This is a genomic window from Polaromonas sp. P5_D5 (assembly GCF_054049435.1).
This window is the reverse complement of record NZ_JBFUMJ010000002.1, coordinates 1,233,336-1,248,425: the sequence shown is the minus strand read 5'-3', so window position 1 is coordinate 1,248,425 and position 15,090 is coordinate 1,233,336. Positions and strand designations below refer to the sequence as shown.

General features: G+C 60.9%; 13 protein-coding genes. 7 read left to right on the top strand and 6 right to left on the bottom strand.

Annotated features, from left to right (window positions below; all coding sequences use genetic code 11):
- Window positions 1-53: 53 nt before the first annotated feature.
- The gene (gene mltG, locus ACXJKE_RS12540) at window positions 54-1,061 is read right to left on the bottom strand and encodes an endolytic transglycosylase MltG (protein ID WP_457280892.1); all 1,008 of its coding nucleotides are present in this window, start codon (window positions 1,059-1,061) and stop codon (window positions 54-56) included.
- An 84-nt stretch (window positions 1,062-1,145) separates the two neighbouring features.
- Between mltG and ygfZ the strand changes: the two genes are divergently transcribed.
- Together ygfZ and ACXJKE_RS12530 are read left to right on the top strand one after the other, a co-directional pair.
- Window positions 1,146-2,096: a CAF17-like 4Fe-4S cluster assembly/insertion protein YgfZ gene (gene ygfZ, locus ACXJKE_RS12535; RefSeq protein WP_457280891.1), complete on the top strand. Its 951-nt coding sequence runs from the start codon at window positions 1,146-1,148 to the stop codon at window positions 2,094-2,096.
- A gap of 30 nt (window positions 2,097-2,126) precedes the next feature.
- Complete coding sequence (locus ACXJKE_RS12530; protein ID WP_457280890.1) at window positions 2,127-3,029, top strand: NRDE family protein; 903 nt, start codon at window positions 2,127-2,129, stop codon at window positions 3,027-3,029.
- Here ACXJKE_RS12530 and ACXJKE_RS12525 read toward each other — a convergent pair.
- The 4 genes from ACXJKE_RS12525 to ACXJKE_RS12510 form a co-directional block, all read right to left on the bottom strand.
- Window positions 3,011-5,245 (bottom strand): O-antigen ligase family protein, encoded by a 2,235-nt coding sequence (locus ACXJKE_RS12525; RefSeq protein WP_457280889.1) that lies wholly within the window; start codon window positions 5,243-5,245, stop codon window positions 3,011-3,013. The genes ACXJKE_RS12530 and ACXJKE_RS12525 overlap by 19 nt on opposite strands.
- A 71-nt stretch (window positions 5,246-5,316) precedes the next feature.
- Complete coding sequence (locus ACXJKE_RS12520) at window positions 5,317-6,174, bottom strand: YbgC/FadM family acyl-CoA thioesterase (protein WP_457280888.1); 858 nt, start codon at window positions 6,172-6,174, stop codon at window positions 5,317-5,319.
- The gene (locus ACXJKE_RS12515) at window positions 6,171-7,139 is read right to left on the bottom strand and encodes an alpha/beta hydrolase (protein ID WP_457280887.1); all 969 of its coding nucleotides are present in this window, start codon (window positions 7,137-7,139) and stop codon (window positions 6,171-6,173) included. The genes ACXJKE_RS12520 and ACXJKE_RS12515 overlap by 4 nt, the downstream gene beginning before the upstream one ends.
- Complete coding sequence (locus ACXJKE_RS12510) at window positions 7,140-8,006, bottom strand: 2-keto-4-pentenoate hydratase (RefSeq protein WP_457280886.1); 867 nt, start codon at window positions 8,004-8,006, stop codon at window positions 7,140-7,142. It lies immediately after the preceding gene.
- Window positions 8,007-8,119: 113 nt separating this feature from the next.
- Between ACXJKE_RS12510 and ACXJKE_RS12505 the strand changes: the two genes are divergently transcribed.
- The 5 genes from ACXJKE_RS12505 to ACXJKE_RS12485 all read left to right on the top strand — a co-directional run bounded on the left by ACXJKE_RS12505 (window position 8,120) and on the right by ACXJKE_RS12485 (window position 13,842).
- Window positions 8,120-9,256, top strand: a complete 1,137-nt coding sequence (locus tag ACXJKE_RS12505; RefSeq protein ID WP_457280885.1) for an iron-containing alcohol dehydrogenase — start codon at window positions 8,120-8,122, stop codon at window positions 9,254-9,256.
- The gene (locus ACXJKE_RS12500; protein WP_457280884.1) at window positions 9,222-9,674 is read left to right on the top strand and encodes a GtrA family protein; all 453 of its coding nucleotides are present in this window, start codon (window positions 9,222-9,224) and stop codon (window positions 9,672-9,674) included. Before ACXJKE_RS12505 ends, ACXJKE_RS12500 begins: the two co-directional genes overlap by 35 nt.
- Window positions 9,671-10,606, top strand: a complete 936-nt coding sequence (locus tag ACXJKE_RS12495) for a glycosyltransferase family 2 protein (protein ID WP_457280883.1) — start codon at window positions 9,671-9,673, stop codon at window positions 10,604-10,606. The genes ACXJKE_RS12500 and ACXJKE_RS12495 overlap by 4 nt, the downstream gene beginning before the upstream one ends.
- Window positions 10,581-12,272 (top strand): hypothetical protein, encoded by a 1,692-nt coding sequence (locus ACXJKE_RS12490; RefSeq protein WP_457280882.1) that lies wholly within the window; start codon window positions 10,581-10,583, stop codon window positions 12,270-12,272. The genes ACXJKE_RS12495 and ACXJKE_RS12490 overlap by 26 nt, the downstream gene beginning before the upstream one ends.
- A 463-nt stretch (window positions 12,273-12,735) precedes the next feature.
- Window positions 12,736-13,842 (top strand): porin, encoded by a 1,107-nt coding sequence (locus ACXJKE_RS12485; protein WP_457280881.1) that lies wholly within the window; start codon window positions 12,736-12,738, stop codon window positions 13,840-13,842.
- A 138-nt stretch (window positions 13,843-13,980) separates the two neighbouring features.
- Here the strand turns inward: ACXJKE_RS12485 and ACXJKE_RS12480 are convergent, their stop codons facing one another.
- Entirely contained in the window at window positions 13,981-15,078 is a 1,098-nt protein-coding gene (locus ACXJKE_RS12480) for a patatin-like phospholipase family protein (RefSeq protein WP_457280880.1), read from the bottom strand.
- Window positions 15,079-15,090: the final 12 nt, after the last annotated feature.

The following is a 15,090-nucleotide window of genomic DNA, read 5'->3' as shown; positions in this document are numbered from 1 at the left end:
CCCCTCGGGGGGCAGCGCAGTACGCGAAGCGACAAGCGTGGGGGCCATAGTTATTACTGGCCTCTTATATATTTGTTCACCGCACGGTTGTGCTCATCCAGGCTGCTGCTGAAATGGCTGGTGCCGTCGCCGCGCGCCACAAAATAAATGGCCTTGGTCGGTGCCGGCTGCACGGCGGCCAGCAAGGCAGCTTTGCCCGGCATGGCGATGGGGGTGGGCGGCAGACCGGCGCGGGTGTAGGTGTTGTAGGGCGTGTCAGTCAGCAGGTCGCGTTTTCGCAGGTTGCCGTCGAACTTGTCGCCGAGCCCGTAAATCACGGTGGGGTCGGTCTGCAGCAGCATGCCCAGGCGCAGCCGGTTGGTGAAAACGCCGCCGATCTGGGAGCGGTCCGACGGCTTGCCGGTTTCCTTTTCGACGATGCTGGCCAGGATCAGGGCCTCGTCAGGGGTTTTCAGCGGTGTGTCGGGGTTTCGCAGCGCCCAGGCAGCGTCCAGCCGCTTGTCCATGGCCCGTGACGCGCGCTTGAGCACGGCCAGGTCGCTGGAACCCTTGGCGTAGGTGTAGGTGTCGGGGAAAAAACGGCCCTCGGGGTGCACACCCGGCCTTCCCAGCTTTTGCATGATGACTTCGGGCGCCAGGCCAAGCGTGTCGGGCGCAAGCTGCTCTGCTTTTTGTAGCGCAGCGCGCACCTGATTGAAGGTCCAGCCTTCCACCAGCGTGACGCTTTTGAGGGCTTGATCGCCGCGCACCAGCATGGCGAGCAGCTTTTGCGGCGTGGTGCCGGGCACCAGCTCGTAGCTGCCGGCCTTGATGAGCCGGGCCTGGCCCGAAAAGCGAAACCAGGCATGGAGCAACAGGGCCGGGACATCGGCGCCGCTGGCCACGATGACCTCGGCCACGCCGCTGGCGGGCGTGCCGGGCTCGATTTCAAGGTCTACGACCTGGCTGCCGGGGGCCAGCCGCAGGGGAATCGGCTCGTGCAGCCACCACAAACCCGCGCCAAACAACAGCAGGGTGCCGGCAAATACCAGTATCAACAGACTTGTAAAGACACGACGCACAACCCAGCTACCTTTTCTGTACAGAACACAAAACCTCGAGCCTATGATAATTCAGCCCATCTCCTCATCGAATGTGAACGCCCCATGACCCTGCCTCCTGCCGCTCACCTGATTTCCGGCATCACCGAACTTGCGCACCTGGGTGTCATCCGTGCCTCCGGTGAAGATGCCGTCACGTTTTTGCAGGGCCAGCTGACCCAGGACGTGGCCCAGATGGGGGCCGGCGAAGCGCGCCTGGCGGCTTTCTGCAATGCCAAGGGCCGGATGCAGGCCAGTTTTGTGGTGTTCAAGCGCAGCAGCGATGCCGGCCAGGACGCGCTGCTGCTGTGCAGCCGCGACATCCTGCCCGCCACACTCAAGCGCCTGTCGATGTTTGTGCTGCGTGCCAAGGCCAGACTGACCGATGCCAGCGCCGAATTTGCGCTCTACGGCGTCACCGGATCTGCTATGGATTCGATAGCTGGTGGCGCTCGTCCTGTATGGTCAAAAGCCGATTTTTGTGATGCAAATATGGTGTTTTTGCAGCCCGGCGCGGGCCAGCCGCGTGCGATCTGGTGCGCACCTGCCGCTTCACCCGCTCCCGAAGGCCCACGCATCGACAGCGCCTTGTGGCATTGGCTGGACGTGCAGTCCGGTATCGCGATGATCACGCAGCCCATCTTTGAGGCCTTTGTGCCGCAAATGCTGAATTACGAATCCGTCGGAGGGGTGAACTTCAAAAAGGGTTGCTACCCGGGCCAGGAAATCGTTGCGCGCAGCCAGTTCCGCGGCACGCTCAAACGGCGCGCATACCTTGTCCATACCGCCGGAACACCAACCGTGGGCCAGGAGGTGTTTCACGCCTCGGACGCAGGACAGCCTTGCGGGCTGGTCGCCGCGGCAGCTGCCAATCCTGCTGGCGGCTTTGACGCCATCGTATCGATGCAAACCTCTGCCGCCGCCGATGCCGGAGATGGCCGGTTGACACTGGGAAGCGCCACGGGCGAGTCCCTGAGCCTGCTTCCCCTGCCCTACGCGCTGCTCGAAGACATCTGATGCGCGGCACTGGGGCGTGGGGCTCATGACATGTGCCTGATCGCGTTTGCCATTGGCGTGTCGGAGCGTTGGCCGCTCCTGATTGCGGCCAACCGCGATGAATTCCTGGACCGGCCGACGCTGCCGCTGGCCCGCTGGCAAACCGCTTCGGGGCAAGAAGTCCTCTCAGGCCGCGACTTGCGTGCCGGCGGCACCTGGATGGGCATGACTCCGGGCGGCAGGATCGCTTTTCTCACCAATGTGCGCGGAGCCCGTGCGGATACCGGAGCTCGCTCACGGGGGGAACTGGTAACACGTTGGCTGGAAAGCCGCGATGATGCGGCAGGTTTTGCTTCAGCCCTCGAAGAAGAAGGCGCGGACTACGCAGGCTTTAACCTGGTGGTTGGCGATTTTCAGCGGAACGTCTGGGCCTGGGTGACGAACAAGCCGGCCGTGGTGTCTGGCGCTTCAAGCCTGCATCTTCAGGCTCTGCCACCAGGTCTCTATGGGTTGTCCAATGCGGCACTGGATACGCCGTGGCCCAAAACCCTGGAACTCAAACGCTCCCTCCACGCCGCGCTGATGGCGAGCTCAGGCCTGGAAGCAACGGAGCTTCAGGCATCGCTGTGGTCAGCTCTGGGTAATCGCCAGCGCGCGCCGCGCGAAGACCTTCCAGCCACCGGTGTGCCGTTGGCGCTGGAAGAAGCTCTGTCCAGTGCCTTTGTGGATTTTCCGGACCATGCGTACGGCACACGGAGCAGCACCGTGCTGCTGGCAGCAGCAGATCCAGCCGATCTGTCAACGCGATGGGATGTCCAGGTCGAGGAGCATACGTACGTGAGCCCGTCAGCTGAAGAGTCCAGCCATCACCATCAGCCGGCGTATCCCGTTTCGCACCGGTTCACTGTTCAATGGCAGAAAGCCGCACCCGCTTCTCAGAGCCTGGACCGGTAGTCGGGGGGAATACGCTGACGCGTGGCTTCCTTGTCTTTTTCGGGTGATGCGGCCATGGCCGCCTTGTAGAACATCAACGCCTTCGCGTCATCTTTTTTCCGGATGGCATAGAGGTAGCCCAGTTTGACCAGCCCGTCGACCTGCTGGTCAGGAAAGCTTTTGTTACGCAGTTCCATGCTCTGGATGGCCAGATCCAAGTCGCCGTTTTTCACACCCAGTACCCACCCGGCATCCAGGAGGTCATAGTCATAAATACCTTCTGCCAGGTATTGTTTGGCCAGCTTTTGGGCCTCTGCCGTTCTCCCCGACCGGCTCAGCAGGACGACTTCCAGCGATCGGACTGAAGCCGCTTTCGGCTGGAGGTTCTTGCTGCGCTCCAGGTATTCGAAAGCCTTGTCCATGGCTCCCATCTGGGCATACCCACGGGCAATATTCGTCAGCAGGGCCACCACGTACGGACGCGAAGACACCACAGACTCCCAGATCCAGACGGCGTTTGGCCAGTCGCCCCAGCGCGCCAATTCGTCAGCCACCATCGGCGTCAGCTTGCGGTAGTGGGGATTGATGCGGGTGCCTTCTTTGACCAGCTCCAATATTTCCAGCTTGGTGGCGTTCCAGCGCGGGTTGTTGACATCCCCGGACTGCGTGATGGTTAGTGCCAGTCTGACGGACCTGACGATCCGGCTTTCCGCCATGGCGGCCTGTTGCGATATATAGATCGCCAGCGCGAGGCAAAACATTAAAGTGATGCCCAGCAACTTCGAGTACACAGGCTTCCAGGAAAGTTGTTGGGCGGCAAACTTGCCTTGAACGCCCAGGCGGGCGTCGGAAGCAGTCAGGAACCCCAGCGCCAGTGCAAAGATTGCGTCGGTAGTGGCCATGCGCCAGGGAAAACCGATATTGCTGACGATCAAAAGCGCCAGCAAGCTGGACAGGACAAGCGCACGTTCCGGGGCCTCTTGCAACCACCCGAATCCCCGGTTTCTGAGCGTTTTCCACGCGGCGATGCTGAGATAGCCAAGAAGGGCCAGCAGGAACATCCAGCCCACCAGGCCGTATTCGGCCAGCAACTGAAGGATCTCGTTGTGGACGTAATAGTCGGTTTCAAGTTGCGTGCCATCGACCTGGTACAGCGGAACATCCACTTCCCAGGCGCCGGCGCCAACGCCTCTTAGCGGATGAGCCTGGATGATCCGCGATGTCGCTTTCCACATCACAAAGCGCACGCCCAAGGAATTGTCATCGACGGAAATTGTTGCCGTACGCTTGAAGGCCCGCTCGAAAGCCGTGTTGCCCCGGGCCTCTGCTGTCAGTTTCGGATTACCGGTCTGGATCAAACCCAAAGCGAGGACGGTGGCCGCCAGAAGCCCGCATGCCAACAATTTCTGGCCGAGGTGCCACGAAGAAATCGCCAGTTGCCGGCGGTAGCGCATGGCGATGAGCGGCAGTACGAAGATCAGCAGCAGCCATAACGCCATCAAGGCCCCACGCGTCCCTGTCATCATGAGCGCCACGACGACAAAGCCGTTGGTCAAGGACAGCAGGGATATTTGCAGCGAGTTCCGTGCCCGCATCAATAGATAGAAGGAGAAAGGAATGGTGCAGACCGCAAATTCGGCAAAAAAGTTGCGGTTGACAAAAGTGGACGCTGGATTCGGGCCTTGCGGAAAATAAGTGAAATCAAACCAGAACTGAAGTGCGGTCCAGAGCGAAGCCACGAGGGCGCCCGCATGAATCCCCAGGGCCAAATGAGGCAACCGGTCCCTTGACAGGGTATTGAGCCCCAGCCACAGCAGCAGGCTGAAGACGAACCACCGGATGGCCTCCACGCCACCGAGATAGGCGTGTGACCACCGCATGCTTGCCAGGGCGTAAAACATGAGCGACAGGGGTAACCACATGAGGGCATGCCAACGCAGGGGCTCCCGCCGGTGGCGCTGCTGCCAGAAGAAAATCAGGCCGGCACTGATCGCCGAAAACGACACCATCATGGATTTCAGCGTGTCCTGCAGCATTTCTTCATGAGGCACGCCAATTGCCGGCGTCACAAACATCATGAAAGCAAGAAGCACGGTGATCCAGCCGCCCTGCGCCACCTCTGCAGGCAGGGCCGCCATGGAGTCCGCGCCGGGTGAGTCAGCAGGGTCCAGCTTGGCTACCGTACCTGCGACGGTGGGATGCCCCTGCGCATCGGGGCCGGTTTTTTTGGGGGTCATGAGATCGATCAGCTTTCTGAGTGTTTGAAACAGGCCGCACGCACAGGCGACGGCATGCACCAACAACGCCGTTACGGTGCCCGGACCATCTCAACATGGGAGATGCCGGCTTCTTCGAAAGGCTCACCCCGGGCCTCAAAGCCAAGGCGCCGGTAAAAGCCCTCCGCACTGCGCTGCGCATGCAGCATGACCTCGTGGTCTCCGCGATCCCGGGCGGCGTCCATCAACGCGTTCAAAAGATTTTGCCCAAGGTGAGCTCCGCGCAGCGCCTTGTGCACCGCCATGCGCCCGATCTTCGCCGTGCCATCGGCTTGCCGCACCAGCCGCCCGGTCGCAATGCCCTCTCCCAACCCGTTATAGGCAACGGCGTGCACGGCCGGGTTGTCCGCTTCGTCGCACGCCATCTCCATCGGAATGCCCTGCTCCTGCACAAACACGGCCGTGCGGACCCTGGCCGCGTCGGCGCCCAGGGTGGCCCAATCACCCGTCCTGATGTTCACCATGGCCTCACCGGCCTCAAAGCCCACGAGCAGATTGCGCAGCGCATCCGGCACGGGCCGGGACGTCTGGGTCAGGGGATCGGCAAACACATAGATGAGTTCGCAGGTAATGAGCAGTTCATCGGCCCTGAACACCGCACCTATGAATGTCATGGACGAATTGCCGATGCGTGCGCACTTGAGCGCAACATCGAGCCGGTCATCAAAGCGTGCCGAGCCGTGGTATTCCAGTGTGGCCTTTTTCACGTACAGGTCACCGCCCATCTTGTGCATGGTTTCCTCGTACGGCAGTGCCAGCGCGCGCCAGTAGTCGGTGATGGCAGTGTCGAAGTACATCAGGTAATGCGCGTTGAACACGATTTTTTGCATGTCCACTTCGGCCCAGCGAACCCGCAGCGGGTGAAAAAATCGGAATTCCTGTCGTTTCATGGTTTATTGTCCGAAAGATTGAATGCCAGGCGCAGCGCCCGAGCCGCGTCCGCATGGGCTTGCCGCGCTTCGGGAATGATGCGCCCCATCTTGATGAACTCGTGCGTGACCCCGCGGTAGATTTCCAGGTCGACCGGCACGCCGGCCGCGCGCAGCTTGTCGGCATACATCACCCCTTCGTCGATCAGGGGATCGCACTCTGCCAACCCCAGCCAGGCAGGGGCCACATCGTCCACATCCGGCGCATTGAGCGGCGCGAAGCGCCAGTCCTCGCGGTCGGCAGGGCTTCGCACATAGTGGTTGAAAAACCAGGTGATATCAGCTTCCTCGAGCACAAAACCACCGGCAAAAAGCCGGTGCGACGGTGTGTCCTGGCGGGCGGCGCAACCGGGGTAAAACAGCAGCTGCAGCGCCAGCGGCAAACCGGCATCGCGGGCCAGGATGGCGCACATGGTTGCCAACGTGCCGCCCGCGCTGTCGCCGCCGACCGCCACACGGGTTTCGTCAAGACCGAGGCTGGTTGACCGTACCGTCAGCCACTGCAGGGCATCCCAGGCATCATGGGCAGCTACAGGAAATTTGTACTCCGGTGCCAGCCGGTAGTCCACGGAAATCACCGCGCAACCTGACAGGTGGCTGAGCTGCCGGCACAGCACGTCATGCGTTGCCACACTTCCGATGGTGAAGCCGCCGCCATGAAAGTAAAGCAGCACCGGCAGGCGGTCAGTTGAGGAGGCGTAGAGGCGCGCAGGCAGGCTGTAGCCATCCCTGGCGGGAATGAGCAGGTCTTCGACTCGCGTCAAGGCCGGCTTGGGAATTTCCAGCACGCCGGCACCTGCCTCGTATGCCGCTTTGGCCCCTGCGGGGGTGAGCGTATGAAACGGTGGGCGCCTGGCCCGTGCCATGCGGCTGAGTACATTCCGCATCGCGGGAGTCAGCAAGTCTTCAGGGGAGGTGCGGCGCATTTATTTGAATGTTACCGACACAGGCTGCGCTCCGGCCAGTCCCTGGTAAGTCGCTGTGGCGGTCAACCCTGCCTTGGGGGGTAGCAGGGGTGAAAACGAGCCCAGGCTGATCAAATCGCCTGGCTTCATGGCAAGACCTTCCTTGGCCAGGGCGCCGGCTAACCAGACGACTGCGTTGAGGGGATGACCGAGGATGTCGCTGCCCTTGCCTCTTCCCAGTTCTGCACCGCTGCCGTCTGCAAGCACGACGGTCATGTTTTCCAGCATGCCCAGCATGGCGTAGCGCTCTGCCCTCGTCACGGGCACGGCCAAGGGCGTACCGGCCACACCGAACCGGGCACCGACATTGATGGCACTGACCGCCGGGCCATTGAGCCGGGGTGGCGCCTGCACGACCAGGTCGGGCAATTCGATGAAGGGAATGATCTGGTCAACGGCTTCAAGCACGTCCAGGGATGTCCGGGCCTGGTTGATGGCTGCACTTTTGACACGCACCAGCATGTCGGCCTCAAAAAGCGGACGCGCGCCAAAGGCCGCATCGACCACGAACCCGCCGGGCAGCACCATGCCCTCATACAGCTTGCCCCACACGGGTTGGTCGTAGTTGAAGCGTTTTTGTACCGCCGGGTTGGTAAGGCCTGCCTTGTAGCCGACCACTTTGCCGTGGCGTTTTTCCAGCAGCGCATTGAGTTTGGCGCGGGTACAAGCGCCATCGGCTTCGTTGAGACCTTCCGGGTTTGCCGCAGGCTGTCTGGCGGCGATCTTTTCGGCCAGGTCGCCGACTTGCGCGTCGCTCAGACATTCGGCCCTGGCCTGAAGAGCCGCTATCGCCAAGGTGACCAGCATCAGGGTTTGCTTGCAATTCATGGGCATCTCCAGCTATTAAAGTAGGGCCAAGCCGATTGGGGCAACCGATTGGGGCAAGATGGGCGGCACGGGAAAACCGCCCAGCATCGTACAACGCGAAAGACAGCAAAACCATGGCCTTTATCTATTACGTCACCCAGATCCAGTTTGAATTCGGCGCGATCAAATTGCTCAAGCAGGAATGTGAGCGTGTCGGCATCACCCGTCCGCTCATCGTCACCGACCCCGGTGTCAAGGCTGCAGGTATTTTGCAAAAAGCGATTGACGCGCTGCCCGGTGTGCAGGTGACGGTGTTTGACCAAACCCCTTCGAATCCCACCGAGGCAGCCGTTCGCGCAGCCGCCGCGCTGTACAAGTCCGCCGGCTGCGACGGCCTGATCGCGGTCGGTGGTGGCTCAGCCATTGATTGCGCCAAAGGCGTGGCGATTGCCGCAACCCATGAAGGCCCGCTCACGACCTACGCCACCATTGAAGGCGGTTCACTGAAAATCACGGACCGCGCGGCCCCGCTGATTGCCGTACCCACCACCAGCGGCACCGGCAGCGAAGTCGCCCGCGGGGCCATCATTATTGTGGATGACCACCGCAAGCTTGGGTTTCATTCCTGGCATCTGGTGCCGAAAACGGCGATTTGCGATCCGGAGCTCACATTGGGCCTGCCGGCCAAACTGACAGCGGCCACCGGCATGGACGCGATTGCGCATTGCATGGAGACCTTCATGTCAGCCGCCTTCAACCCGCCGGCCGACGGCATCGCGCTGGACGGCCTGGAACGCGGCTGGGCCCATATCGAACGGGCCACGCGCGATGGCAGTGACCGGGACGCCCGCTTCAACCTGATGAGCGCCTCCATGCAAGGGGCCATGGCGTTCCAGAAAGGACTGGGCTGCGTGCATTCGCTGAGCCACAGCCTGGGCGGAGTCGACCCGCGCCTGCACCACGGCACGCTGAATGCCATGTTTCTGCCTGTGGTCGTCGACTTCAATGCGGCCGCCGAATCCGTGCAGAAGGACCGGCGCCTCGACCGCATGGCGCGTGCCATGGGCTTTGCTTCGGGCACCGACATTCCGGATGCCATCCGCGAGATGAACGCACGGCTGGGGTTGCCTGACGGCCTCGCAGCAATGGGCGTGCAGCCGCAAAGTTTCGGCAGGATCATCGACGGCGCGCTGGCTGACCATTGCCATAAGACCAATCCACGCATCGCCGACATGAATGATTACCGCCTCATGCTCGAAAAATCGATGTAGCGCAGGGTTGGGGGGAAAATACGTTCTGCCCAGCTTCCAAGGTTTGCTTGAATTGCCAATTTCAAAATTTCTGCGTTTTTTGACAGTCGGCCTGCTCAATACCGGTTTCGGTTACGGACTGTTCGCAATTCTGAGCTTGCTTGGCATGCCATATCCCGTAGCGATCGGACTGGCGACCGTTGCCGGGATCGCGTTTAACTTTCAGACCACCGGTCGACTCGTATTCGACGGCGCACCCCGCAGCAGGCTCATGCGTTTTGTCGCGGTTTATGTCCTGATTTACGGGCTTAATGTGGGCGGGGTTGCACTTTTGCTGGCGGCAGGTCTCAATCTTTATGCCGCCAACGCGATAGTCCTGCTCCCGCTTGCATTGATCGCCTATAAGATGCAACAGAAATTCGTCTTCGCCATGCCATGAAAAAAATCACAGTAGTCACCCCTTGCTATAACGAAGAGGACAACGTCGAAGAGGTCTATGCGCAAACTCGCGCGGTGTTTGGTGAAATCGAGGGCGTCAGTTACGAACACCTGTTTATCGATAACTGTTCGACTGATCGTACCGAAGCGCTGCTACGCAAACTGGCAGCCGCCGACCCGAAGGTCAAGGTCATCCTGAACGCGCGCAATTTCGGCCATATCCGCTCACCCTACTATGGACTGCTGCAGGCGACTGGCGACGCTGCGATCCTGCTGGTGGCAGACCTGCAAGATCCGCCGGCACTTATGAAAGATTTTGTCGCGCACTGGCTTGACGGCGAAAAAATCGTTGTCGGCGTGAAACCAAGCTCCGAAGAGTCCTCGCTGATGTTCTCGCTGCGCCGCCTTTATTACCGTACCGTCACAAAGATCGCCGACGTCAAGCTGATCCAGAATTTCACGGGCTTCGGCCTGTACGACCACAAGGTACTGGAGGTCCTGCGACGCATCGACGATCCATATCCTTATTTGCGCGGCCTTGTTTCCGAGGTTGGTTACGAGGCGGTGCAAATCCCCTATAACCAGCCGCGGCGCCTGCGGGGCATTACCAAAAACAACTTCTATACGCTCTACGATATTGCGATGCTCGGCATCACCTCTCACTCGCGCGTGCCGTTACGGCTCGCAACGATGATCGGTTTTGCTCTGTCGGGCTTGAGCTTGCTGGTCTCCCTCGTCTATCTGTTACTCAAACTGCTGTTCTGGAACCAGTTTTCGATGGGCACGGCACCGGTACTGATAGGCGTGTTCTTTTTCGCATCGGTACAGCTGTTTTTTATAGGCCTGCTCGGAGAATATGTCGGCGCGATCCTGACCCATGTCATGAAACGTCCGCTCGTCGTCGAACGTGAACGCATTAATTTCGATGATTAAGGCGGCCGAGGCTGGCCGCGCCGGACCGACAACCCCATTCGGTAGCGTAATTTTCTGGACCGTGTTCGCGCTGCTGCTCGGACCTGCACCAATCTGGCTGTCGTCGACTGAAATGTGGGATGGTGTCATCGGCGCCCACGCTCTGGCCAATCACGACTGGGCCACGCTCAGAAGCTGGCTGCTCGACAGCAACTGGTACCTGACCTACGGCCTCTTTTACCTCGCCGATGCGCTTCAGCCATTGCTGCCACCCTGGATATTTTTCAAGCTCTGGATCATCTTGATGGCGCTCGGTATCGCCTGGGAAGTACGCCGCCTTGGGGAGGACGTCTTTAACATTGAACCGGCGGTTGCCGCATGGTTGCCTGCCGTCGTATTGAGCTTCCCGCTCTGGTATGTTTTCTTCAGCTACACGCCAATGCTCGGCCATATCACCTGCGTGTTTCTGGCATTGGCGGGCTACCGTTTGTTCCACGCGCCCGGACGCATGCAAGCCAGTCTCGGGCTGCTGCTGGTGCTGCTGTCGTTCCAGCTCGCATCGAACTGTGCTTTTTTGATCGCGCTGGAATCCGGTCGCTGGCTGTTTGCCCGTGACAGGTCCCGCTGGAACTATGTCCGCTCGGTGATTCTGGTGTTCGCTGCGATTGCCGCGTTTGCCGCTACGCGGGTGATCTGGCGGCCAGTCGGCGCGTACATCGCTTACAACCAGTTTCTCGATCCCCTCGCATTGAGCAGCATGCTGAGTTACCTCAAATATCTGGCACTGTTCGCAACCTGGTTCCTGCTGCTACTGCCTTTGTTGCCCGGCCTCGTGGCGAGCTGGCATCGCCGGGCTGCCGGCGAGAAGTCGTTCGGTACCGCGCTGCGAGCCGGTTGGCGGCCGATGGCGCTACTGGGATTGCTCGCGCTGGCGGCCATGGCCCCCTATGTGGTGGTCGGGCTCGGCTCCCCGTTGTTTGTCGTTCATTTGCCGTCGCCGACTTCCGTCTCCGCGGTGCTCGCGACGGCCTCAAGCCAGGCGCCGTTGAGCTTTTGGTACGGCGAATGGGGTGCGCGGCATCTATTGCTACCGATGGTTGTCATTGCGCTGTTTGCGGGCTGCTGCGTCGCACTGGTCCAACGCGCGACGGTGCGGGGTGCGACACTGCGCGGCGCCCTGGTACTGATGATCGCAGTGAACCTCCTGATCGGCATGGCTGGCCACTGGAAAAAACTTGAACGAATCGCGCAGGAGCACGGCATCGTCAAAGCGTTGGCGGCGCGGCCGGCGCCGCCCGGCGGTGAGGTTGACCTGATTGTCGATGCGCATGCCGGTTACCTCGGCCGGGTCTATGAGGCGAACGACCTGCTGTTGCGAGCCTACGGCGAAACACGCTGGTCGGCACACCTGCTGCCCGAGGTTCCGGCCATACAAGCCTGGAGCGAAAAAACACGCCGCGAGCTGGCCGAACAAGCGCCAGCCTCGCGAGCCGCAAGCGACCGGCTCAATCTCATGGTCGGCTACGACTGGAATCGGCATTGCCGCAGCACGGTGCGGCTTCAGTTGGCGGATCTTGGTGTCTGGGATGTGTTGTGGCGAGCCGAACACCAGCGTGCGACATTGCCGGCAGCGACCGTCAGAGCCGTGTCGAGCGACTGCCCGGACGCCGGCTCCGCCTGGCGCTGAGCTCCCGCTGGGGGTGCGCCAGGTCGCACCCGCCCACCATGTCTCTATCTGCCACATCGGACCCATCCGATGTATGCGCCACCCCATCAGTTCAGAAGCATCGCGAAGTGCGGGCAATGATGAGGTCCCACCGCTCTCGTAGCGCCGGGAATGCGGTGGACGCCGGGCTGAAGTTGCCTTCGCGCAGCATCACTCGCAATTCGGGCCAGATCAGTAGCTAGCAGCCAGGCTGCGTTCTGGCCGAAGAATCAGTCGCAAAATCATTTAATTACTTTTTATAACCATAAATGTCATTGTTGACAAGAGACTATTTACTTATTTTTTATAACTAAAACCCCATTAACCTCATGCAGTGATTAGCGATTTCACGCGGTGTTTGCTGTCCGCAAACAACAGTGCATGGGACCTGTAGGGCTGCGTCGAATCGATAAGCACGCTTATATCAACAACATTAGGAGACCTGATGAAGACCAAACTATTTGCACTTTCCGTGCTGTCCGCTGCCAGTTGCGCCGCTCAGGCCCAAAGCTCCGTCACGCTGTATGGCGTGGTTGATACCTATTTGGAAGTCGCGTCTGCCGGCAACGGCAATGTGACACGCGTCTCCAGCGGGGGTGCCATGGGTTCACGTTTCGGGTTTCGCGGTACGGAAGACCTCGGCGGCGGCCTGAAGGCGAATTTCGTGCTGGAGGCCGGCTTTTTAACAGACACAGGCACTGGCACAGGTACTGCGACCATCCCCACCAGCACTGTGCCGACTGGGGCTAGTTACATGTTTCAGCGCCTGGCGACCGTGGGCTTGAGTGGTGACTTCGGCGCCGTCAACATCGGCCGCCAGTACACGCCGCATTTTGGAACCATGGCGGCTTTTGACCCTGCCGGATTCACGATGTCCGGCGCCCTGAACTATTACGCGGGGCCGGGCGTAGGCATCAACGGTGGCTCGCTCTCTGACGCCACCACCCGCCGGGACAACTCCATCCAGTACACAACGCCGACCTGGAGCGGTTTCAAGGCCAATGTGTTTTATGCTTTCGGCGAATCGACCGGCGCGGGCGGCCAACCCAAGTCCACCGGCAACGTGCTCAACATCGCAGCCGGCTACAGCAGCAGCACGCTTGCGGCGCAAGTCAGCTACCTGACGGAAAAAACCATCTACATAGTCGGCAATACCGATAAATACACTGACGTCGCCGTCTCCTACGATTTCGGGTTCATCAAGCCGTCTGCCATCTTTGTACGTCGTCGCGGCGACACGACTGGTGCGCCCGCGCTCGACGCTTACCAGATCGGCGCCTCGGCACCTGTCGGCGTAGGCAAGCTGATCGCCACCTACGGCCAGCTCAAAAACAAGACCACGGCGAATTCGGATTCCAAGGCCATAGGTCTGCGCTACGACTATCCGCTGTCCAAGCGAACCACGATCTACGGCGGCGCGACCAGGATCAGCAACCAGGCCAACGCAGGCTACACCATCAGCGGCGGCGGTGGCAGTTCGGCTGGCCTGGCGCTCTCGGCGGTCGGCCAAAGCCCGAAGTCGCTGTACGCGGGTATTGCACACGTGTTTTGAGGCTTCCGCTCCAGGCTGAGGTGCCTGGCAGCGATCTGGAATCGCCGTATGACGTGCCACGTCATGCGGCTTTTTTATGAGCGCCTCGCCGGGGGAACACCGCATCCAGGCGCGCATTCCGGCCGGTTCATGGCCGGTTCATAAATGATGAACCAGCTTCATGTCCGGATGTTCCAGCCACCGGGCATATTCCTCCGCAAGCTGCCCGGCTTTCGATGTGGCCTGCGACCATGCGCGTATGCGTGCCTGGATATCGGGGCCGTAGCGCATGAAGTCTGCGCGGTCCGGAAGCTTGCCGCCGGGCAAGGTTTTGATCCACTCCGGGTTGGGGGCGAGCAACACCATGTTGTCCAGAAAATGTGTGGCTCCGTGCCGCCACTTCAGGCCCTTGTCGAGCCAGCCAGGCACCACGGCCCTCTGGAAATGCGGGTACAGCACCAATCCCGGCGATGACCCCGCCTCCCCTGCCGTGCCCCCGCGGTGATAGTTCAGGTGCAGGTGGTAGTCGGTGATGCCGCCGTCCCAGTAGGCGCCGGGCGGCGCGCCGGGGATGTTGTGCACGGAGCGCAGCACAAAAGGGATGGAGCAGCTGGCCTGAAGCGCCGGCTGAAAATTGGCTTCGTCCATCGGCACCTGGCGGGTCCGGTAGTCGGCAGTTGAAAACGGCAGGGAGGCGTTCTGCGTGGAAAACACGACGCGCTCCAGCCATGCGCCCATGGCCTTGCGGTGCAGGCTGTTGGTGAGGAACGCGCCAAAGTAGCCCAGCGGCGTGGCTACCTTGTGCTCACGACCCAGCATGTGGCGGCCACGCGAGGTGACGATGTGCAGCCGATAGCGGGGATGGCCAATCACTTCCTTCACCCTGCCCCCGTAGAAAACCTTCAGGCTCTGGCCGAACTGCTCACTGACGGCGTCGGCGGTCGGGCGCTTCTGCCCGGGCTTGAGTTCGTAATGCTGGTGGATGTAATCGGTTTCGAGGCGCTGGAATGCGGCCTCAGGGTTGTCCAGGCAGGCCGTGGCCATGCGCCATGCGCCTATGGACGCGCCGACCAGGTCCACCGGATGGCTGCTTTGCGCCAGCCAGTCACCAAAGATAAAGCGGTCCAGTGCGCCAAGGATCAAGCCCTTGGGCCCGCCCGCCGCCCCGGGTACGACGGCAATGTCTGCTGGCCTGAGGCCGTTTTGCTCGATATGCCGGCGTGCCTTGGGACCGGCGTAAATGCGGAGGGCTTGCATGGGGGTGGAGTT

Coding starts and splice junctions, on each gene's coding strand:
- ygfZ (WP_457280891.1), top strand. CDS start 1,146: ATGACCCTGCCTCCTGCCGCTCACCTGATTTCCGGCATCACCGAACTT.
- ACXJKE_RS12530 (WP_457280890.1), top strand. CDS start 2,127: ATGTGCCTGATCGCGTTTGCCATTGGCGTGTCGGAGCGTTGGCCGCTC.
- ACXJKE_RS12525 (WP_457280889.1), bottom strand. CDS start 5,245: ATGACCCCCAAAAAAACCGGCCCCGATGCGCAGGGGCATCCCACCGTC.
- ACXJKE_RS12520 (WP_457280888.1), bottom strand. CDS start 6,174: ATGAAACGACAGGAATTCCGATTTTTTCACCCGCTGCGGGTTCGCTGG.
- ACXJKE_RS12515 (WP_457280887.1), bottom strand. CDS start 7,139: ATGCGCCGCACCTCCCCTGAAGACTTGCTGACTCCCGCGATGCGGAAT.
- ACXJKE_RS12510 (WP_457280886.1), bottom strand. CDS start 8,006: ATGAATTGCAAGCAAACCCTGATGCTGGTCACCTTGGCGATAGCGGCT.
- ACXJKE_RS12505 (WP_457280885.1), top strand. CDS start 8,120: ATGGCCTTTATCTATTACGTCACCCAGATCCAGTTTGAATTCGGCGCG.
- ACXJKE_RS12500 (WP_457280884.1), top strand. CDS start 9,222: ATGATTACCGCCTCATGCTCGAAAAATCGATGTAGCGCAGGGTTGGGG.
- ACXJKE_RS12495 (WP_457280883.1), top strand. CDS start 9,671: ATGAAAAAAATCACAGTAGTCACCCCTTGCTATAACGAAGAGGACAAC.
- ACXJKE_RS12485 (WP_457280881.1), top strand. CDS start 12,736: ATGAAGACCAAACTATTTGCACTTTCCGTGCTGTCCGCTGCCAGTTGC.
- ACXJKE_RS12480 (WP_457280880.1), bottom strand. CDS start 15,078: ATGCAAGCCCTCCGCATTTACGCCGGTCCCAAGGCACGCCGGCATATC.